This is a genomic window from Virgisporangium ochraceum (assembly GCF_016863655.1).
Lineage (GTDB): Bacteria > Actinomycetota > Actinomycetes > Mycobacteriales > Micromonosporaceae > Virgisporangium > Virgisporangium ochraceum.
This window is the reverse complement of the sequence record NZ_BOPH01000024.1, coordinates 46457-65761: the sequence shown is the minus strand read 5'-3', so window position 1 is coordinate 65761 and position 19305 is coordinate 46457. Positions and strand designations below refer to the sequence as shown.

At 71.7% G+C, this 19305-nt stretch carries 19 protein-coding genes; 14 read left to right on the top strand and 5 right to left on the bottom strand.

What is annotated here, in order from left to right; all coding sequences use genetic code 11:
- Positions 1-69: 69 nt before the first annotated feature.
- Genes Voc01_RS11070 through Voc01_RS11045 form a run of 6 tightly spaced genes read left to right on the top strand, consistent with a single transcriptional unit; the run spans position 70 to position 6108 of the window.
- On the top strand, positions 70-1479 hold the full coding sequence (locus tag Voc01_RS11070) for an extracellular solute-binding protein (RefSeq protein ID WP_203927245.1): 1410 nt from the start codon (positions 70-72) through the stop codon (positions 1477-1479).
- 25 nt (positions 1480-1504) lie between these two features.
- Positions 1505-2419: a carbohydrate ABC transporter permease gene (locus tag Voc01_RS11065; protein ID WP_203927244.1), complete on the top strand. Its 915-nt coding sequence runs from the start codon at positions 1505-1507 to the stop codon at positions 2417-2419.
- Positions 2416-3237: a carbohydrate ABC transporter permease gene (locus Voc01_RS11060; protein WP_203927243.1), complete on the top strand. Its 822-nt coding sequence runs from the start codon at positions 2416-2418 to the stop codon at positions 3235-3237. The genes Voc01_RS11065 and Voc01_RS11060 overlap by 4 nt, the downstream gene beginning before the upstream one ends.
- Positions 3237-4301 (top strand): ABC transporter ATP-binding protein, encoded by a 1065-nt coding sequence (locus tag Voc01_RS11055; RefSeq protein ID WP_203927242.1) that lies wholly within the window; start codon positions 3237-3239, stop codon positions 4299-4301. The genes Voc01_RS11060 and Voc01_RS11055 overlap by 1 nt, the downstream gene beginning before the upstream one ends.
- Positions 4298-5512, top strand: a complete 1215-nt coding sequence (locus Voc01_RS11050) for a CehA/McbA family metallohydrolase (protein WP_203927241.1) — start codon at positions 4298-4300, stop codon at positions 5510-5512. The genes Voc01_RS11055 and Voc01_RS11050 overlap by 4 nt, the downstream gene beginning before the upstream one ends.
- 11 nt (positions 5513-5523) lie before the next feature.
- Positions 5524-6108, top strand: a complete 585-nt coding sequence (locus Voc01_RS11045) for a pentapeptide repeat-containing protein (RefSeq protein WP_203927240.1) — start codon at positions 5524-5526, stop codon at positions 6106-6108.
- Between the two features lie 79 nt (positions 6109-6187).
- Here Voc01_RS11045 and Voc01_RS11040 read toward each other — a convergent pair whose 3' ends face one another.
- Positions 6188-6400 (bottom strand): hypothetical protein, encoded by a 213-nt coding sequence (locus Voc01_RS11040; protein ID WP_203927239.1) that lies wholly within the window; start codon positions 6398-6400, stop codon positions 6188-6190.
- 173 nt (positions 6401-6573) lie between these two features.
- Here Voc01_RS11040 and Voc01_RS11035 point away from each other — a divergent pair, with 173 nt between their 5' ends.
- Positions 6574-8457, top strand: coding sequence for a Xaa-Pro dipeptidyl-peptidase (locus Voc01_RS11035; RefSeq protein ID WP_203927238.1), 1884 nt, complete (start codon positions 6574-6576; stop codon positions 8455-8457).
- A 136-nt stretch (positions 8458-8593) separates the two neighbouring features.
- Here the strand turns inward: Voc01_RS11035 and Voc01_RS11030 are convergent, their stop codons facing one another.
- Entirely contained in the window at positions 8594-9583 is a 990-nt protein-coding gene (locus tag Voc01_RS11030) for a GlxA family transcriptional regulator (RefSeq protein ID WP_203927237.1), read from the bottom strand.
- A 54-nt stretch (positions 9584-9637) separates the two neighbouring features.
- Between Voc01_RS11030 and Voc01_RS11025 the strand changes: the two genes are divergently transcribed.
- Positions 9638-10921 carry an MFS transporter gene (locus tag Voc01_RS11025; RefSeq protein WP_203927236.1) on the top strand — a complete coding sequence of 428 codons (1284 nt, stop codon included), beginning with the start codon at positions 9638-9640 and terminating at the stop codon, positions 10919-10921.
- Here Voc01_RS11025 and Voc01_RS11020 read toward each other — a convergent pair.
- Together Voc01_RS11020 and Voc01_RS11015 are read right to left on the bottom strand one after the other, a co-directional pair.
- Positions 10891-11739, bottom strand: coding sequence for an intradiol ring-cleavage dioxygenase (locus Voc01_RS11020; RefSeq protein WP_203927235.1), 849 nt, complete (start codon positions 11737-11739; stop codon positions 10891-10893). The two genes, Voc01_RS11025 and Voc01_RS11020, sit on opposite strands and share 31 nt — an antisense overlap.
- Before the next feature lie 200 nt (positions 11740-11939).
- A complete protein-coding gene (locus Voc01_RS11015) occupies positions 11940-12917 on the bottom strand; it encodes a YihY/virulence factor BrkB family protein (protein WP_203927234.1) in 978 nt (325 codons plus the stop codon).
- Positions 12918-12976: 59 nt separating this feature from the next.
- Between Voc01_RS11015 and Voc01_RS11010 the strand changes: the two genes are divergently transcribed.
- The 6 genes from Voc01_RS11010 (at position 12977) to Voc01_RS10985 (ending at position 18374) form a co-directional block, all read left to right on the top strand.
- Positions 12977-13462 carry a SigE family RNA polymerase sigma factor gene (locus Voc01_RS11010; protein WP_307781567.1) on the top strand — a complete coding sequence of 162 codons (486 nt, stop codon included), beginning with the start codon at positions 12977-12979 and terminating at the stop codon, positions 13460-13462.
- Positions 13459-14286, top strand: a complete 828-nt coding sequence (locus tag Voc01_RS11005) for a hypothetical protein (RefSeq protein ID WP_203927232.1) — start codon at positions 13459-13461, stop codon at positions 14284-14286. The genes Voc01_RS11010 and Voc01_RS11005 overlap by 4 nt, the downstream gene beginning before the upstream one ends.
- Before the next feature lie 74 nt (positions 14287-14360).
- Positions 14361-15173 (top strand): SGNH/GDSL hydrolase family protein, encoded by an 813-nt coding sequence (locus tag Voc01_RS11000; protein ID WP_203927231.1) that lies wholly within the window; start codon positions 14361-14363, stop codon positions 15171-15173.
- Between the two features lie 122 nt (positions 15174-15295).
- A complete protein-coding gene (locus tag Voc01_RS10995; protein WP_239160110.1) occupies positions 15296-16285 on the top strand; it encodes an efflux RND transporter periplasmic adaptor subunit in 990 nt (329 codons plus the stop codon).
- Positions 16282-17052, top strand: a complete 771-nt coding sequence (locus Voc01_RS10990; RefSeq protein ID WP_239160109.1) for an ABC transporter ATP-binding protein — start codon at positions 16282-16284, stop codon at positions 17050-17052. The genes Voc01_RS10995 and Voc01_RS10990 overlap by 4 nt, the downstream gene beginning before the upstream one ends.
- A complete protein-coding gene (locus tag Voc01_RS10985) occupies positions 17049-18374 on the top strand; it encodes an ABC transporter permease (RefSeq protein ID WP_203927230.1) in 1326 nt (441 codons plus the stop codon). Before Voc01_RS10990 ends, Voc01_RS10985 begins: the two co-directional genes overlap by 4 nt.
- Here Voc01_RS10985 and Voc01_RS10980 read toward each other — a convergent pair.
- A complete protein-coding gene (locus Voc01_RS10980) occupies positions 18361-19284 on the bottom strand; it encodes an RNA polymerase subunit sigma-70 (RefSeq protein ID WP_203927229.1) in 924 nt (307 codons plus the stop codon). The genes Voc01_RS10985 and Voc01_RS10980 overlap by 14 nt on opposite strands.
- Positions 19285-19305 lie beyond the last annotated feature (21 nt).

The window sequence follows — 19305 nt, the reverse complement described above, 5'->3', positions numbered from 1 at the left end:
TGGACAGCGCCCCGTACCCGTGCCAAGGTCGGGTAACGAGCATCCGCCGTTTCCTTCGGGGAGGAACCGATGCATCGACGCATCCTGCCCGCGCTCGCCGCCGTCCTGCTCGCCGCCACCGCCACCTCCGCGTGCCTCGGCAGCGACGACGAGCCCGACACCACCCGCAACGCAGACGCCAAGGAGTTCACCCTCACGATCGCGGCCAACGCGATCGCCGGCGGCAAGAACGCCGCGGGTGCCGAGTGGATCGAGAACTGGGTCATCCCGCGCTTCGTCGAGGACCAGAAAGCCAAGGGGCGTACGGCGAAAGTGGAGTTCCAGCCGTCCGGCGCCAGCGACGAGGACTACAAGAGCAAGGTCGCCCTGGACCTGAAGACGGGCAGCGGCGCCGACATCTACTCCCTCGACGGCATCTGGGTCGGCGAGTTCGCCGACGCCGGTTACATCAAGCCGCTGGAGGACCTCGTCGGCGCCGACGCCGTCAACGGCTGGGACGGCTGGAACCAGATCCCGAAACCCGTACAGGGCAACATGTCCTACAAGGACAAGCGGTACGGCGTCCCGGAGGGGACCGACGGCCGGGTCATCTACTACAACCGGTCGCTGCTCGCCCGGGCCGGCCTGCCGCGCGACTGGCAGCCGAAATCGTGGGACGAGATCGTCACAGCCGCGCAGACCATCAGGTCGAGCGTGCCCGGCGTGACTCCGATCCAGCTCAACGCGGGCACCGCGATGGGCGAGGCGACCACGATGCAGGGCGTGCTGCCGCTGCTGGTCGGTACCGGTCAGCAGATCTGGGCCGAGGGGAAGTGGCAGGGCAACACCGCGGCGGTTCGCGACGTTCTCGGCCTGTACCAACGCGTCTACGGTGGTGGCCTCGGTGATCCGGTGCTGCAGCAGGACGCCAAGGGCCGTGACAAGTCGTTCCAGGCCTTCGCCGAAGGGAAGATCGCGATCCTGTTGGAGGGCGACTACTTCTGGCGCAGCGTGGTCGAGCCGAACAAGGGCATCGCGAAGATGGCCGACCGCGACCAGAACGTCGGCTACGCGCTCATCCCGGCCGTCCGTGCCGGTGCCGGCGTGCGCGGTCAGGACTACGTGTCGATGTCCGGCGGCGCCGGGCGGGTGCTGAACCCGTCGTCCGACTACCCGCGCCAGGCCTGGGAACTGCTGCAGTTCATGAACTCCAAGGAGGCGACGGCGGCACAGGTCGGCGGGGCTCCGCGGCTCACGCAGCGGCAGGACGTGAACGACGAGATCCTGAAGAACGACCCGTTGCTGACGTTCATCGCCCAGAAGGTGCTGCCGTTGACCTCGTTCCGGCCCGGGTTCGCCGAGTATCCGCGGGTGTCGCAGGCATTGCAGCAGGCGACGCTGTCGGTGGTGACGGGCACGGCGCCGACGGCGGCCGCCGCGGAGTACCAGAAGAAGCTGGAGACCATCGTCGGCGGGGCGGACAAGATTGCCACCGGCTGACACCCCGTCCGCCGTAGCGGATCCCGTGGCCCCCGAGGCCGCCGGCGCGGCGCCGTCGCGGGTGGACGGCAGTGCGGACGCGGCGGGGCTGGGGCGGTGGCGCGCCTTCGGGTTCACCGCCCCGGCCCTGGCGCTCATCGCCGTGTTCCTGGTCTTCCCCGCGCTGTGGACGCTCTACATCGGAGTGACGAACTTCCGGCTCACCGGTGCCGAGGCCCGCAGCCCGTCGTTCGTGGGGCTGGAGAACTACCGCCGCGCGTTGAGCGACGAGACGTTCTGGAACTCGCTGTGGCTCACGCTGCTGTTCGTGCTCGGGTCGGCGGTGCTGGGCCAGAACGTCCTCGGTTTCCTGCTCGCGTACGCGTTGCGCACGACCGCGAAGGTGGTGCGGCGCACGGTCGAGGCGCTCGTGCTGCTGGCCTGGATCCTGCCGAGTTCGGTGGTGGCGTTCCTCTGGATCGCGATGCTCGACCGCGACGCCGGAACCCTCGACAACCTGCTCGGCACCGGGCTCGCGTGGCTGGTCGAGTACCCGATGGTCTCGATCATCGTGTTCAACGTCTGGCGGGGCACCGCGTTCTCGATGATGCTCTACAGCGCCGCGCTCACCAGCGTTCCGCCGTCACACCTGGAGACCGCGCGGCTGGCCGGATCCGGGCGCTGGCAGACCCTGCGTGACGTGGTCCTGCCGCACATCCGCCGGTACGCGCTCACCAACACGCTGCTGATCAGCCTGTGGACCTTCAACGACTTCACGCCGTTCCTGCTCACCGCGGGCGGGCCCGGCAGGGAGTCGGAGATCGTGCCGGCGTACATCTACAACACCGCGATCGTCGGCGGCGACATGGGTTACAGCGGCGCGATCTCGTTGCTGGTCCTGCTCATCAACCTGGGGCTGGCTCTGGTCTACCTGCGGGCGTCGAAGGTGCGTGCGGCATGACCGGGCTCTTCGTCAGGCGGATAGGGGTCTACGTCCTCAGCGGACTCGGCATGGCGTTCTTCGCCCTGCCGCTGCTGTGGCTGCTGTCGGCGCCGTTCGACGAGACCCCCACGTACGCCGTGCGGTTCCCGGGCGCGCCCACGTTCGACAACTTCGCCCAGATCGGCGACAACCGGTACGCCGTGCCGTCACTGGTGAACTCGGTCCTGCTGTCGGTGGGCACGATGGTCGTCGTGGTGACGGCCGCGGCCCTCGCGGCCTACGCGTTGTCGCGCGTCCGCATACCGGGACGCGATGCGCTGCTGTACGCGTTGCTGCTGCTGTCGAGCGTCATCACAGGAACGGCGGCGATGGTGCCGATCTTCCTGCTCGTGTTCGAGCTGAAGCTGATCGACTCGCGGGCCGGCGTGGTGCTCGTGCTCTCCGGCGGCCTGCTGCCGGCGGCCATCTTCCTGCTGAAGGACTTCATCGACACGATCCCACGGTCCTACGAGGAGAGCGCGCGGGTGTTCGGCGCCTCTCCGCTGCAGGTGCTCCGCCACGTGGTGGTGCCGGTCGCCCGGCCGGGCCTCGCGACCATCGGCGTGTGGACGATCGTGCAGGTGTGGGGGAGCTTCCTCACCCCGTTCATCCTGCTGCGCGACCCGGACAAGCAGCCGGCCGCGGTGCTCGTGCGCACCCTCTACACCGAGGGCGGCTCGCCGAACCTCGCCCTGATCTCGACGTTCTCGTTGCTCTACTCGATACCGGTGGTGCTCATGTACCTGTTCGCCTGGAGCCGCTACGGGTTCCGCTTCCACGGCGGGATCAAGAGCTGATGGCGGCCATCGTCCTCAGCGGACTCGTCAAGGAGTTCCCCGGCGGCGTCCGGGCACTGGACAAGCTCGACCTGACCATCGAGGACGGCGAGTTCTTCGCGCTGCTCGGGCCCAGCGGGTGCGGCAAGACGACGCTGCTGCGTACGATCGCCGGGCTGGAACCGCCCACCGGCGGCACCGTCCACATCGGAGACCGCGACGTCACCCGGCTGGAACCCGGTGCCCGCGACGTCGCCATGGTGTTCCAGGACTACGCTCTGTTCCCGCACATGACGGTCAGCGACAACATCTCCTACCCCCTGAAGGTGCGGCGGCGGTCGCGTTCCGAACGCTCCGGCCGGGCGGCCGAGGTGGGCGCCCAGCTGGGGCTGTCGCCGCTGCTGGAGCGGCGGCCGGCCGCGCTGTCCGGTGGACAGCAGCAGCGGGTGGCGCTGGCGCGTGCGGTGGCCGTGCGCCCCGCCGCGTTCCTGTTCGACGAGCCACTGTCCAACCTGGACGCCCGGCTCCGGCTCGAGGCCCGTACCTACCTCAAGCGGCTGCAGCGGGACCTCGCCGTCACGACGGTGTTCGTCACCCACGACCAGGCCGAGGCGTTGGCGTTGGCCGACCGGATCGCGGTCATGGAGGCGGGCCGGATCCGGCAGGTCGGCACGCCGCGGGACGTGTTCGGCCGACCGGCGAACACGTTCGTCGCGAACTTCATCGGGTCGACGCCGATGAACCTGCTGGAGGGCTCGGTCCACGATGGACAGCTGTCCGTCGCGGGAGCGCTCCTGTCCTGGAAGGGGACGCTGCCCGACGGCGAGAAGGTCGTGGTCGGCATCCGGCCCGAGTACCTGACGCTCGGCACGACCGACCCCGGCGGTCCGGCGTGGCGGGGGACGGTGTCGGTGGCGGAGAACCTCGGTACGTCGGCGCTCGTCAGCGTGGCGGTGGGCGACGAACTGGTCGGTGCGGTGGTGCCGGAAGAGGCGGAACCGCCGGCGGAGACGCCGGTATGGTTGGTGCCGCAGCCGGGGCGGCTGCTGGTGTACCGGGCGTCCGATGGGGAACGTGTGACGTGAGCACCGTCCACCGTGGAGTGTGGAAGCCGGAGGACCGGGCGGAGGCGCCGTACCGGTACCTCCCGGTCGATGTCACGTCCGGGGCGAGAACGCTACGCGTGGAGCTCGACTACGACCGGTCGGCCGGAGTGCTCGACCTCGGCTGCTTCGACCCGTCCGGCGCGTTCCGCGGGTACTCGGGCGGCGCCCGCGACACGTTCGTCGTGGGGGAGTCGGTCGCGACGCCCGGCTATCTGCCCGGCCCCGTGCCGGCAGGTACCTGGCAGGTGCTGCTGGGGCTGCACCGGGTGCCGCCGGAGGGCGTGGCGTGGCGGGTCACCGCGGAGCCGGCGGTCGCCGAACCGGTTGTCGTACCGGTGGAGGCGGCGCCACCCGCGGCGGGCACCGGCGTGCGGCGGCGCGTGCTTCCCGCGTCCCCCGGAACGACCTGGCTGGCGGGAGACCTGCACGCGCACACGGTCCATTCCGATGGAAGCCTGACGGTGCCGGCGCTGGCCGCGTTGGCGGCCGGCGCTGGCCTGGACTTTCTCGCGGTGACCGACCACAACACGGTGTCGCACCACGCCGAGCTCGCGGCGGCCGGTGCGGGCGCGGGCATCCTGCTGGTGCCCGGGCAGGAGGTGACCACGGGGCGCGGCCACGCCAACGCGTTCGGCGCCGTCGACTGGGTGGACTTCCGGAACCCTCCGGACTCCTGGCTGTCCACTGTGGACGCCGGGGGCGGACTGCTGTCGGTGAACCATCCGCTGGGTGGGGACTGCGCCTGGCTGATGCCGATGACCGGCCGGCCACCGCTGGCCGAGGTGTGGCACTCGGGATGGTGGGACCGTACGTGGGGCGCCCCGCTGGCGTGGCTGCTGGCCTGGGCGCCGGGAGCGGTGCCGGTCGGCGGGTCGGACTTCCACACGATGGACGGCCCGGAGCGGCCCGGGCTGCCGACGACGTGGGTGGCGGTCGCGGAGCCGTCGGTGGCCGGCATCCTCGACGGGCTGCGTGCCGGGCGGGTGGCGGTGACCGCGGCGCCCGACGCGCCGGCGCTGCTGTGCGTCGACGGTGAGCTGGTCGCCGTCGACGCGGACGGGACACTGCTGGTGGACGTCGAGGGCCGGCGCCGTCCGGTGCGTGGGCCGGTGGCCCGGTTCCCCGTCGCCGGGCCTGGGCCGTTCTGGTTGGAGGACGCGAAGGCGCAGGTGCTCGCGCTGACCGCGTAGGCTCCCACCTCGTGGTGGAGGACGAGTCCTACCTGGGCGACGACTGGTACGGCGAGGATCTCGGCGACCGGGTCTACACGCGATGCTTCTTCACGAACGTCGACCTGACCGAGGCGGTCAGCCGGGGAGCGGTGTTCACCGAGTGCTCGTTCGGCGGGGTCCGCTTCAACGCGTCGCGGCACGAGGACAGCGCTTTCCTGCGCTGCACGTTCGACCGCTGCAACCTCTTCGAGGCGTCGTTCACCGGCTGCAAGCTGGTCGGCAGCACCTTCACCGAGTGCGACCTGCGGCCGCTGACGGTCAGCGGCGGCGACTGGTCGTTCGTCACGCTGGCCCGCGCCGACCTGCGCGGCGTCGACTTCTCCGGGACCCGCATGCGGGAGGCCGACCTGTCGAAGGCGGACCTGACCGGTGGGTCGCTGACCGGTGTCGACCTGAGCGGCGCACGGCTGGCCGGCGTGAAGCTGGGCAGGTGCGACCTGCGGGGATCGGACCTGAGCGCCCTGGACCCCCGCGATGCCGACCTGCGCGACGCGGTGATCGACCCGGAGCAGGCGCTGGTGGTGGCACGGTCGTTGGGGCTGCAGATCCGCTGACGCGATGGGCGGGCAGTCTGTCGCCGGGGCGGCCTCGGGCGTGGAGGTCCGTCGGTGGGCCAGTCGGGCGTGGGTGCCCTCAATGGGCCAGGTCGGGCCAGGGGAACTCGGGAGTGGGCAGCTCGGGTAGCCACGACTCCGGCAGCACGAAGACGTGCCGGCGCAGGCAGATCGTGTGCGCCATCCGCAGGCCGCCGGTGGTGGAGCCCAGCGTCCAGCGGTGGGCGACCTCGGCCAGGTCGCCGCATACCGGATCGGGGCAGCGGGTCAGGTCGAGGTTGTCGCCGGTCACGGTAGAAGGGTGCGGACGCCGGGGCTGGTCGGCAGCCGGAAACGCGACGTATCACGGGTGCGTCGCCGGGCCGACACCCTTGAACCGGACCCGCGCATCTGTCGGCATCTCTGGCTTTTGATCGACGTGCGCGAATAGGCTCCACGCACCGGTGCTCCGACTCGGGAGGCTCGATGCGATCGGTCCGTCGACTCTTCACCCTCACCACCGCGGCCACGGCGGCCCTGCTCGCGCTGACGGTGGCCCCGGCCTCCGCGGTGCCGACGCCGCCGGGCGTGGTCGTGGAGAACGGGGTGACGCAGCCCGTCTTCGACTACACGCAGGCGATCCGCGAGCGACTGTACGTCGAGACGGAGATAGACAGCGACAAGGACGGCAGGCGCGACCGCGTCGAGGTGCGGGTGATCCGGCCGGCCGAGACCGAGCGCGGGCTGAAGGTCCCGGTGATCTTCCAACCGAGTCCGTACTACGCCGGTCTCAACGACATCCCCAACCACGACGACATCGACCGCGACGACGCCTCGGCCGCCCGATCGGCCGGCGGGGCCGACCGCGCCGCGGAGACGATCGTGTTCGCCGGCTACCTGGACAACTACTTCGTGCCCCGCGGGTACGCCGTGATCTTCGCCGACAGCATCGGGACCGGTGGATCCGACGGCTGCCCGACGTCGGGTGACCCGAACGAGACCCTCGGCATGAAGGCGGTCGTCGACTGGCTGAACGGGCGCGCGCGGGGGTTCACCCCCGACGGGGCGAAGGCGGCGGCGACCTGGTCGACCGGGAAGGTCGGCATGACGGGCGTCTCCTACAACGGGACGCTGCCGAACGCCGTCGCCTCGACCGGGGTGCGGGGGCTGGAGACGATCGTCCCGATCGCCGCGATCTCGAGCTGGTACGACTACTACCGGGCCAACGGCGGCGTGGTCGCGCCGTTCCCGTTCCAGGGCGAGGACACCGACATCCTGGCGAAGCTCGTCCTGACACGTCGAAATCCCGAGGTGTGCGCCGGCGTCATGGCCGACCTGGAACGGCGACAGGACCGCGAGACCGGTGACTACAGCTCCTACTGGCACGAGCGGAACTACGTGAAGGACGCGCACAAGGTCCGGGCAAGCGTTTTCCTGGTGCACGGGCTCAACGACTGGAACGTGCGCACCAAGAACGGCATCCAGTGGTGGAACGCGCTTTCCGCGAACGGCGTGAAGCGGAAGATCTGGCTGCACCAGGGTCCGCACACCGACCCGTTCAACGTGCGGCGGGCGGAGTGGATCGCGACGCTGCACCGCTGGTTCGACTTCTGGCTTCACGGCGTGCGCAACGGGATCATGAACGAGCCCATGGCCGACGTGGAGACCGCGCCGAACCAGTGGGTCACCAGCCGCAGCTGGCCGGTGCCGCGCACGTCACCGACGCCGTTGTTCCTCGGGGCGGCGTCCGCCGACGGGCGTCCGGGCACCCTGGGACGCTGGCCCAGCGGCTTCGGCACGGAGCAGTCCTTCGTGGACGACACCAGCCAGACCGCCGAGCAGCTCGTGGACAACGAGTTGGCAGCCGACCCGAACCGGCTGGCCTTCCTCACCACCTCGCTGACCAACGACGTGCGGTTGTCGGGCACTCCGCGGTTCACCGTGCGGGCCAGCCTCGACGGACGCTCGCCCTACCTGACCGCGCTGCTGGTGGACTACGGCACCGACACCCGGTTCGCCGGGATCACGACGGTGCCGGGGCAGGACTGCATCGGTCCGGGCATTCCGGAGGATCCGGGGTGCTTCAACAAGCGGGCGTACGTGACGCGCGAGACGCCATGGAAGATCGTCAGCCGCGGGTGGCTCGACGTGCGCAACCGGTACTCGCAGTGGGACGAGACCCCGGTGGCGGCGGGACGCACGTACACCCTGTCGTGGGATCTGCAGCCCCAGGACCACATCTTCAAGGCCGGCCACCGGATCGGGCTGGTCCTGATCTCGACCGACCGTGACCACACGTTGCGGTACCGCACGGGCACCGTGGTGGAGGCGGAGCTGGGGCTGAGTCACCTGCTGCTTCCGCTGTCCTGAGCGTGCGCCCGTCGCCGCGAGGGCCGGGGACACGCGATGCGCTCGGGCGGGAGGGGTCGGCGGAAGTCGAAAGGACTTCCACCGCGCTCCACGCAGGACGGCGTGGCGCGTCAGCGTAGGGCCTCGGTAGGAGGGTTCAGCGGGGGGCGAAGGTGCGGCGGTAGGTCAGCGGCGACACCCCCAGCGCCTGCTGGAAGCGTTGCCGTAGCGCGGCGGCGCTGCCGAAGCCGGTCTCGCGGGCGATGCGGGCCACGCTCAGGTCGCTGGACTCGAGCAGCTCGCGCGCCCGGTCGGTGCGGTGGCGCAGGAGCCACTGGGCCGGGCTCAACCCGGTCTCGTCGCGGAAGTGGCGGGTGAAGGTGCGCACGCTCATCCGGGCGTGCGCCGCCAACCGCTCCAGGGTGAGCGGTTCACCCAGCCGTCGCAGGGCCCACTCCCTCGTCGCGGCGGTGCCGGTGCTGGTCGGCGGGGGGACCGGGCGCTCGGTGTACTGGGCCTGGCCGCCGTCGCGCCAGGGTGGCACCACGCAGCGTCTGGCCGCCCGGTTGGCGACCTCGGTGCCGTGGTCGCGGCGGATCAGGTGCAGGCACAGGTCGATGCCGGCGGCCACCCCGGCCGAGGTCAGGATCTCTCCGTCGTCGACGAACAGGACGTCGGCGTCGAGCTTGACCTGCGGGAACAGCCCGACGAAGCGGTCGGCGTGGGCCCAGTGGGTGGCGGCGGGGCGCCCGTCGAGCAGGCCGGTGGCCGCGAGCACAAAGGAGCCGGTACAGATCGACACGATCCGGGCGCCCCGCGCGTGTGCGGTGGTCAGCGCGTCGGCCACCTCGGAGGTGAGCACCCCGGAGTGCAGCGGCGGGCCGTCGTGGATTCCCGGGACGATCACCGTGTCGGCGGCCTCGAGCAGGTCGAGACCGTGGTCGGGCAGCACGGTGAAGCCGGCCGTGCTGCGCACCGGAGCGCCGCCCGGGGTACACGTGCGCACCTTGTAGAACCGGTTGCCGTCGTGGTCGCGGGCGGCACCGAGAATCTGGGACGGCGTGCCGAGGTCGAGCCCGACCACGTGGTCGAGGGCCAGGACCGCGACCCGGTGACGCGAAGGAGCCATGGCCCGATTATTGCGCATGATGGCCTACGGGCCACTCCTCGCGGCAACCGTTGATCGGGACACTGGGGAACCGTGAGAAGAGTCCACCCCGCCTGGCTCGCGGCCGGCGTCGCCCTCGTGGCACTGGTCGGTGCCGCCGGTTTCCGGGCCACCCCGTCGGTCATGCTGCATCCGCTCCACGAGGAGTTCGGGTGGCCGCTGGCCACGATCTCGGCCGCCGTCTCGGTGAACCTGGTCCTCTACGGGCTCACCGCGCCGTTCGCGGCCGCCCTCATGGACCGGTTCGGCGTCCGCAAGGTGACCACGGGAGCGCTGCTCCTGGTCAGCGCCGGCAGCGGGCTCACGGTGTTCATGCGGTCGAGCTTCGAGCTGATCATGCTCTGGGGCGTGCTGGTGGGCCTCGGTACCGGGTCGATGGCGCTCGCGTTCGTCGCCACGGTGACCGGGCGGTGGTTCGTCAAGCGGCGCGGGCTGGTCACCGGGGTGCTGACCGCGGCCGGCGCGGCCGGACAGCTGGTGTTCCTCCCGGTCCTCGCGGTCATCGTGGAGAACAGCGGGTGGCGGACGGCGTCGCTGCTGGTCGCCGGTGCCGCGCTCGCGGTGGTTCCACTGGTGCTTCTCTGGCTGCGTGACTACCCGGCGGATGTCGGAGTTCGCCCCTATGGGGCGGAAGCCGACGCCGAGCCGTCAATGCCGTCAACATCGTCAGCGTCGTCGAAGGCGCCGACCGAGGGTGCCGGCCGACGGGCGGTCGGCGCGCTCACCATGGCCGCGCGGACCAGGCCGTTCTGGCTGCTCGCCGGCGGCTTCGCGATCTGCGGGGCGACCACCAACGGCCTCGTCGGCACGCATTTCATCCCGGCGGCGCACGACCACGGGATGGCGCCGACCGCCGCCGCGAGCCTGCTCGCGTTGATCGGCCTCTTCGACATCGTCGGGACGATCGTGTCGGGCTGGCTGACCGACCGGGTCGACAGCCGCATCCTGCTCGGCGTGTACTACGCCGGCCGCGGGTTGTCGCTGTTGATCCTGCCGACGCTGTTCAACGCCTCGGCCGCGCCGATGGTGGTCTTCATCGTCTTCTACGGGCTCGACTGGGTGGCCACCGTGCCGCCGACGGTCGCGCTCTGCCGCGAGTACTGGGGCGACCGGGGGCCGGTGGTGTTCGGCTGGGTCTTCGCGTCGCACCAGTTCGGCGCCGCGATCGCCGCCGCCGGCGCGGGACTCGTGCGCGACCGGCTCGGCGAGTACACGCTGGCCTGGTACGTGGCCGGCGGCCTGGCGATCATCGGCGCGATCCTGTCGGTCTCGATCAGGCGCAAGGTTCAGACCGGCACCGTCAGGTTGGCGACGTAACCGGAGGAGACGTCACCGGTGACGGTGGCGAGCTGCGTGGTCCAGCCGTCGCGGAAGACCATGTCGGAGGTCAGCGACGTGCGCTCCATGTTGCGGACGCTCGCGGAGTAGCCGTCGGTGGCGTACACCGCGTCGCAGACCGCCTCCGGCAGCGCCAGCTGTGATGTGGTGATCCTGTTGCCGGAGGACGTGGCGCCCGACAGCGTCGGGTAGACCTCGAAGTGGACGTGCGGCCAGCGGCCCGAGTACGCCGCCGGGAAGATCGTCCGGAAGGTCACCAGCCCGGTGCCGTTGGCCTCCTGCACGCCGCGCAGGTAGTTCTCGTTCTGCACGCCCTCGGAGTACATCGAGTAGCGGCCCTCGCGGTCGCAGTGCCACAGGTACACGGCCGCGCCGGAGTAGGCGGCGGCGCCGCGGTCCAGGGCGAGCACGGTGAGGTTGATGGTCAGCGGCACCCCGGCGGCGGTTCCGCTGCCCGAGCCGAAGCTCGTGGTGATGTCGCTGCGCACGATGCCGCTCTGGGAGAGGACGTTCGGGCCGTTGGACCCGTCGCCGGGGTAGGGGCCGGCGGTCTCCTCGGGAATCTCGGTGTACGACGAGCCGCCGGAAGCCGGCGTGGACGCCGAAGCGGACGGGGCGGAGGTGGACGGGGAGGCGGAGGTCGGCGTCGCCTCGTCGCCACAGGCGGCCAGGGCCGCGGCGGCACCCGCGCCGGCGAACAGGCCCAGCAGCCGGCGGCGGCGGAGCAGACCGGTCAACGTCGACAGGTCGAACTGGAGGCCGCGGTCGTGAAGGTCGTCGTGGTCGTGTGCGGTCATGCCCATCACCGTGCGCTCCGATCCTGTGTGCCACCGGAGCGGTTCCTGTGCGCCCCCTGTGCGGAGTTCCGGCCCCGGGAACCGCCTCGAACAGGGTCTACCGGCCCGCCGAAAGAGGAGCGAAACCGCCGCCGATGATCATCGTCGCACCGGGATGACGCCCGCCGGGGGCCGACTGCGCGGTCACCCGCCGGCGGTCGTCACGAGGCCTTGTCGTCGTCCGGTAGGGGGTGCCACACGTCGTCCTCGACGGGGTCGGGCGCTCCTACCCGGGCGCCCTCCAGCTGGGCGGAGAACGCCAGCCCCAGGAACAGCGCGATGCCGGTCAGATTCGCCCACAGCAGCAGCGCCATGATGCCGGTCAGCGCGCCGTACGTGGCGCCGAACGCGTCGCTGGTCCGCACGTACAACGCCAGCAGGCCGCTGATCAGCCACCAGATCGCGGTGGCGACGGCCGCGCCGAACAGCAGCCACGACAGGCCGGGCTGGCGGCGGCGTGGGGAGTGCCGGAACAGCAGGCCGATGCTCACCGTGGTGAGCGCCAGGCTGGCCGGCCACCGCACCCAGTTCCAGATCGTGTGCGCCGTGCCACCCCAGTGGTAGTGGCGCTCGATGGAGTCGCCGACCGGTCCGCCGGCGACGAGGAACAGGAACCCGATGAGCGCGGGCAGCCCGGCGACGAGGCCGAGGATCACCGCCCGGGTGTACTTGGCGAGGGCCGGCCGGTCGCGTTCGACGCCGTAGATGCGGTTGGCGCCGCGTTCGATCTGCGCCATCGCCGTGCTGAGCGCCACCATGCCCGTGATCAGACCCAGCGTGAGCGCGACCTCACCCGCGTCCTCGGTGGTCTCGTCGCCGCCGAGGAGGTCGCTCACCACGCTGTCGCTCGCGCCGGGCGTGAGCTCGAGCACGACGTCGGCGACCACCTTGCCGCCCTCCTCGACGCCGAGGTCGCTCGACAGGCCGGTGAGCGCGATGAGGAACGGCACCGTGGCCAGGCACAGTTGCAGGCCGAGGGCGCGGGAGTGGCTGAACCCGTCGCCGTAGCGGAACCGGAGGAACGCGTCGTGCACCAGGTGCCAGCCGCCGTAGTGGCGCAACGCGAGCCACGCGTCGTCGGCCGACAGATCCTCGTCGCCCATCAGTTTCGTCTCGGGCACCCGGCGTGTGCTGCTCACGAGGGAGAACGGTACCGAGCAACCCGCGGGGCCGCCGATTCCGTCCCCTGGGTGTGACGGTGAACGAGGAGGCGTACCGCGAGTACGTCGTGGCGCGCATGGACCGGTTGCGCCGCATGGCGTACCTGCTGTGCCACGACTGGCACACCGCCGACGACCTGGTGTCGAACGCGCTGCTCAAGCTGTACCGGAACTGGTCGAGGGCGCAGCGGGCCGACAACCTCGACGCGTACGTGCGCCGCATCCTGCTGCGCTCGTGGCTCGACGAGCGGCGCCGGCCGTGGCGGCGGGAGTCCTCGACCGACGAGGTCCCCGACCATCCGGCGCCGTTGCCCGCTCCGGTCGACGACCGGCGGCTGCTGGAGCTCCTGCGTCAGCTGCCCCAGCGCCGCCGGGCGGTTCTGGTGCTGCGGTTCTACTGCGACCTCTCGGTCGAGGAGACCGCCGCGACGCTCGGTGTGTCCGTCGGCACCGTCAAGAGCACCACCGCGAGGGCGCTCGACACCCTTCGCGTCTCGATCGCGACCCTGGGGGTAGAGGCATGAAGACACGGCTGGACGAGGAGATGGGTCCGCCGCCACCGGCGTCCTTCGACGTCGACTCGCTGCTGGCGCGGGGCCGCCGACGGGCGCGGCTGCGGCGGCTCGTCACGGTGGGCGGCGGCGCGGGGCTGTCGGTGGTCGCGCTGGGCGCGGCGGTCGCGGTGGCGTTCACGGGTCCGGGACCGGGACCGGGCGGCGTCGCGGCACCGCCCTCCGCCCGGGCCTCGGAGTCCCTCCCGGACGAGATGCGGTCGTTGGACCCGACATCCCCGCCGGACGGGTCGTTGCCGGGCAGCCGGTTGCCCCTGCCCTCGCTGACGCCGCAGACCGATGCGGAGAAGCAGTTGTCGGCCGTCGTGAAGGCGATGGTGCAGCAGTACGCACCGGGTGCGACCGCCGCGCCGGACCGGTCGGGCCGGGCGCCGTTGGAGGTGCGCAGCGGCGCGTCGGCGGTGTCGCGCAGCGGGGCGACGTTCGAGGCCTCGGCCGACCTGACGGTGCGCGGCGGCACGGGCAACTTCTACATCGGCATCGGTCGGGAACCGGAGTTCTCCGCGTCGACGAAATGTGCCGAACTGGGGGTCGCGACGAACCGTGAGTGCGCCGAGGCCACCGGTCCCCACGGCGAGAGGATCCTGCGGGTCGTCCAGAAGTCGTTCGGTGGCATGGCGTTCATCGTCTACGTGACCCGCGCCGACGGCACGACGGTCGCGCTGATCACCGACGACGGCAGCGAGCACAACACCCGGATGAAGTCGCTCGACGAGCCGGTGTTCACGCTCGACCAGCTCCTGAAGATGGGTACCGATCCGCGCTGGAAGCTATAGGGGTCGCGGTATCTTCCCCTCCTGTAATCGATGGATGACAATGTGTACCCGTCACCATCGAACGGAGCTGGACGATGAAAGTTCACCGTCTCCTGGGACTGGCCGCGGCAGTGGGCGCCGCGGCCATTTCCGTCGCCGTGACCGCAGGACCCGCCTCCGCCGCCGCACCCGTCGACTACGTCTCGCTCGGCGACTCCTACTCCTCCGGCGCCGGTGCGCCGCCCTACCTGTCCGGCGGCTGCAGCCGCAGCAACAACAGCTACGCGCCGCAGTGGGCCGCCACCCACCAGGTGTCGTCGTTCGCGTTCGTGGCCTGCGGCGGCGCCACGACCGACGACGTCCTGGCCTCGCAGGTGTCGGCGCTCACCGCGAACACCGACCTGGTGACGATCACGATCGGCGGCAACGACGTCGGGTTCGCCAACACGATGGTCAACTGCACGGTCGGCAACGACAGCGCGTGCATCAACTCCGTCAACCAGGGCATCACCGCGACGAACACGACGCTGCCGGCCAAGCTCGACGCCACCTACGCGGCGATCCGGTCGCGTGCCCCGTCGGCGCGCGTCGTCGTGCTCGGCTACCCGCGGCTCATCTCGCCGACCGGCTCGTGCGGGCTGTTCAACCTCAGCACGGCCAAGCGCACCGCGCTGAACAACGGCGCCGACGTGCTCAGCGGCGTGATCGGCGCGCGGGCCGCCGCGGCCGGGTTCACGTACCTGGACGCGCGGGGGCCGTTCACCGGGCACGGCGCGTGCGGCACGTCGCCGTGGATCAACCGGTTCAACCTGCTCGCGATCGGTGACTCCTACCACCCGAACACCACCGGTTACACGCAGGGATACCTGGCGATGCTGAACTCCGTGGCGGCGAGGGCCCGCCGATAGCCGGGTGGAGCCCGGCCTCCGGCGGGGGCCGGGCTTCACATTTCCATAGACAACCATCCGCTACAGTCCGGGCGTCTAACCGGTTGGTGCTCCGATGCGGGGCCGCGATCTGGGGGTGCCCGTTGCCTTTCACGAGACGCGCGCTGGTCGTCTCCGCCGTGCTGCTGGCCGGTACGGCGCTGGTGGCGTGCGGGTCCGACGAGAAGTCGCCGACCCCCGACCTCGCGGCCCGCGGCACGGCGATGACCGTGGTCAAGCCCACCAGGCGCGATCTCGCCAACAAGGTGAGCCTCACCGGCAAGGTGGTGCTGAATCCGTTGTACGGGCTGGTCTCGCCGGTCGACGGCGAGGTCCGGTACCTCGACGTCCGGCCGCCGACGCGCACGCCTACGCGGTCGACCCGGGTCGCCACCGTCTGGGACGACGACGACAAGCCGCACCACATCGAGGTTCCGGCGGGGTCGGCGTTCGCCGGTCGGCTCGTCGACGACCGCGCCGACGTGACCGTGGGCATGCCGGTCGTGTCGGCCAAGTTCGCCGGCTACGCGCTCGTGGCCGACCTCGACGGCGGGCAGGCGTACCAGATCGCCGGCAGCACCGGCAGCGTCGTCGCGCAGATCAAGAACGGACCGGGTCCGTTCCCGTGCGCGCTGCTCGGCACGATCGCGGCGTTGCCGGCCGGCACCGTGCCGGAGGACCCGCCGCCGGCAGCGTCGTCGTCGGCGAGTGCCGCGCCGCCGCCCGTGCGCGGGCCCGGCGACTCGCAGAACTCCGAGCCCACCGGGCTGCGGCTCACCTGCACCGGTGCGGCCGACATCAAGATGATCAATGGCGCGGCCGCCACGCTCGAGGTGGTGACCCAGTCGGCCAAGAACGTGCTGACGCTGCCGGTCGAGGCGGTCGCCGGGCGGCAGGGCAAGGGCCAGGTCGACGTCGTCGGCGCCGACGGCCAGCGGCAGACGCGCGAGGTGGCGCTCGGGCTCACCGACGGAAAGGTCATCGAGATCAGGTCGGGCCTCACCGGCGACGAGAACATCGCGGTGCCGGGTCCGAACCTGCCGACGCCGGCGCCGGGCGAGAACGGTCCGGGCGGCCTTCCGGGGCAGAAGTGACGGCGTCGGACCCGCAGGCGCTGATCGAGCTGATCGGGCTCACCAAGACGCTGCGCGGCCAGAAGGAGCCCCGGCCGATCCTCACCGGGGTCGACCTCGCCGTGCACGCCGGCGACAGCGTGGCGATCCTCGGCCGGTCCGGCTCGGGCAAGAGCACGTTGCTGAGCCTGATCGGGCTGTTCGACCGCGCCGACGGCGGGCGGTACCTCCTCCACGGCCGCGACATCACCAGGCTCCCCGAGCGGAAGGCGGCGGCGTTGCGCAGCGCCGAGTTCGGGTTCGTGTTCCAGCGGTTCTTCCTGCTCAAGCACCTCACCGCCGCGCAGAACGTGGCGATGGCGCTGGTCAACGGGCAGGGCTGGCTGCCGCGCCGCAAGCGGAAGGCGAAGGTGATGGCCGCGTTGGAGAAGGTCGGCGTCGCGCACCTGGCGAAGCACCGGCCGCCCCGCCTGTCGGGCGGCGAGCAGCAGCGGGTCGCGATCGCCCGCGCGCTGGTGCGCGAGCCGAAGGTGCTGCTCGCCGACGAGCCGACCGGCGCGCTCGACACCGAGACCGGCAACCTCGTCGTCTCGACGCTGTACGAGGCGACCCGGCAGGGCTGCGGGCTGATCCTGGTGACCCACGACTGGGACCACGCGCGCCGGATGAACCGCGTGCTCCGGCTCACCGGTGGCACGCTGCACGAGGTCGGCGACGACGACCGTCCCGTCGAGCCTGTGGCCAACGCCGAGGTGACGCAGGAGTTTCCGGCCGGGGTGGGCTCGTGATCCGGTTCCGGGGGCGGTTCCGGTCCGCGCTGATCATCGGCGGCCAGGGCATCCGGGCCCGCAAGCTGCGCACGTTCCTGTCGATGATCAGCCTGTTCATGGGCGTGATGGCGGTGATCGTCGTGCAGGCCGCCGCGTCGACCGCCGAGTCCGCCGTGCGGTCGAACATCGAGCTGACCGAGGGGCCCGACGGCACCATCGTGATGAACCTGCCCAACATGAACGGGTCGGTGCCGATCGTCCTGGAGGAGCTGCGCGGCAGGACGGGCGCGGTCGCGGCGATCCTCGGCCGGGCCATCATCGGCGAGCCGAACGTGCGCCCGGTGAACCCGGGCGCGGCGCCGTTCGAGAACGGCCGGGCGCTCGACTTCGGCGGTCCGCCGATCATCTGCGACGAGGCCGGCAACTGCCGGGTCGACGAGAGCGCGCCGCGGGAGACGAGCGGTGCCGCCATCGAGGTCGAGCTCATGGCGGTGACCGGCGACATCCGCCAGTTCCGCCCCTACCGCGCCGAGTCGGGGGAGTGGCTCGACTTCGCCTCGCCGCCGTCGCTGGCGCCGCGGCTGGTCCTCAACCGGCAGGCCGCCGAGGGCTTCGCGCTGCACCGGGTGCCGGCCGAGATGCGCGTCGACGGCGCGATCGCCAACACCACCCCGCGCGTGGTCGGCGTCATGGACGACTCGGGATACCAGCCGCGCGCCTACCTGCGCGCCGACGAGCTGCTGAACTGGCTGCCCGAGAGCGCGCTGAACTCCACCCAGGGCTCCGGGTCGTTCTACGACATCACGGTGCTGTTCACCCCGGAGGCCGCCGACCTCGTGCCGGCGCTGCGCGCCAAGCTCGCCGGCCTCGGCCTGCCGGGCGACGCGATCCGGGTGCAGACCGTCGACATCGAGAAGCAGCTGGGCAAAGAGATCCAGATCGTGCGGTACGTGTTCCTCGGGCTGGCGTCGCTGGTGCTGCTCATCGGCGTCGCCGGCATCCTGAACGTGGGCCTGGCGACGGTCGGGGAGCGCGTCGAGGAGTTCGCGTTGCGCCGGGCGGTGGGGATGTCGCGAATACTCCTGGCCGGCATCGTGCTGGCCGAGACGCTGATCACCGGGTTACTCACCGCGGGCGCCGCGATCGGGCTGGCGGCCGCGGCGATCCCGGTGATCGCGGACGTGATAGGCAACCAGGAACCGGCGCTGCGCAACCTCGTGTTCCCCTGGCAGGCCGGGGTCGCCGGGGTGATCGCCGGCCTGTGCGCGGGCATCCTCGGCGGCCTGATCCCGGCGATCCGGGCCGCGCGGATCCCGATCGCGACCGTCATGCGCGCCTGACCGCGGAGCCGTCCAGGAAGCGGGTCAGGCCGCTGATCCGGCCCTCGTGACAGGTGAGGACCAGGAGACCGGCCGGCCTGCCGGACAGGTGGCAGGCGAACGCGGGCTGGCCGTTCGCGCGGGTGGGCGCCAGGTCGGGCCGGCTCGTCGTGGCGGCCCAGCCCACCCGCAGGAACGCCGCGACCGCGTCGCGGCCGTGGTACTCGTGCGGGGCCGGCGGCATGGCCAGCCACGCGTCGTCGGTGAGCAGGGCGAGCAGGCCGGGCAGGTCACCCGCGACGAACGCCTCGGCGAAGCGGCGGGACAGCCGCCGCTCCTCCGCAGAGCCGGCCGCCACCCGCTCGCGGTCGGGCCGCAGGCGGGTCATCGTGGCGCGGGCCCGCTGCAGGGTGCCCTTCACCGCGGTCTCGGTGGTGTCGAGGAGGTCGGCGACCTCCGGCGCGGTGTACCCGAGCACGTCGCGCAGCACGAGGGTGGCCGCCTGCCGGGGCGGGAGCCGCTGCAGCCCGGCCACGAACGCCAGCTCCACCGTCTCCCGCCGGGCGGCGTGCAGCTCCGGCGACTCGGGGTAGGGCCGCAACCAGGGGACGTCGGACCGGCGGGTCGGCTCCGGCGGCTCGAACGGCGGCACCGGCTCGACGGGGATCCGCCGCCGACCGTCGCGGATGGCGTTGAGGCAGCGGTTGGTGGCGATCCGGTACAGCCAGGTGCGCGGGCTGGCCCGCTCCTCGAACGTCGCCAGGCCCCGCCAGGCCGCCAGGAGCACCTCCTGCAGCACGTCCTCGGCGTCGGAGAACGACCCGAGCAGCCGGTAGCAGTGCAGGCGCAGCTCGCCCCGGTAGGGGTCGACCAGGTCGCGGAACGCCTCGGCGTCGCCGGCCCGGGCCCGCGCGAGCAGCGCATCCGTCATTCCCGGGATCCTCGCATGTGA

What these genes read in the sequence shown, in the direction of transcription:
- Voc01_RS11070 (WP_203927245.1), top strand. Translation starts at nt 70, where the DNA reads ATGCATCGACGCATCCTGCCCGCGCTCGCCGCCGTCCTGCTCGCCGCC.
- Voc01_RS11060 (WP_203927243.1), top strand. Translation starts at nt 2,416, where the DNA reads ATGACCGGGCTCTTCGTCAGGCGGATAGGGGTCTACGTCCTCAGCGGA.
- Voc01_RS11030 (WP_203927237.1), bottom strand. Translation starts at nt 9,583, where the DNA reads ATGCGCAATAATCGGGCCATGGCTCCTTCGCGTCACCGGGTCGCGGTC.
- Voc01_RS11055 (WP_203927242.1), top strand. Translation starts at nt 3,237, where the DNA reads ATGGCGGCCATCGTCCTCAGCGGACTCGTCAAGGAGTTCCCCGGCGGC.
- Voc01_RS11035 (WP_203927238.1), top strand. Translation starts at nt 6,574, where the DNA reads ATGCGATCGGTCCGTCGACTCTTCACCCTCACCACCGCGGCCACGGCG.
- Voc01_RS11020 (WP_203927235.1), bottom strand. Translation starts at nt 11,739, where the DNA reads ATGACCGCACACGACCACGACGACCTTCACGACCGCGGCCTCCAGTTC.
- Voc01_RS11005 (WP_203927232.1), top strand. Translation starts at nt 13,459, where the DNA reads ATGAAGACACGGCTGGACGAGGAGATGGGTCCGCCGCCACCGGCGTCC.
- Voc01_RS10980 (WP_203927229.1), bottom strand. Translation starts at nt 19,284, where the DNA reads ATGACGGATGCGCTGCTCGCGCGGGCCCGGGCCGGCGACGCCGAGGCG.
- Voc01_RS11000 (WP_203927231.1), top strand. Translation starts at nt 14,361, where the DNA reads ATGAAAGTTCACCGTCTCCTGGGACTGGCCGCGGCAGTGGGCGCCGCG.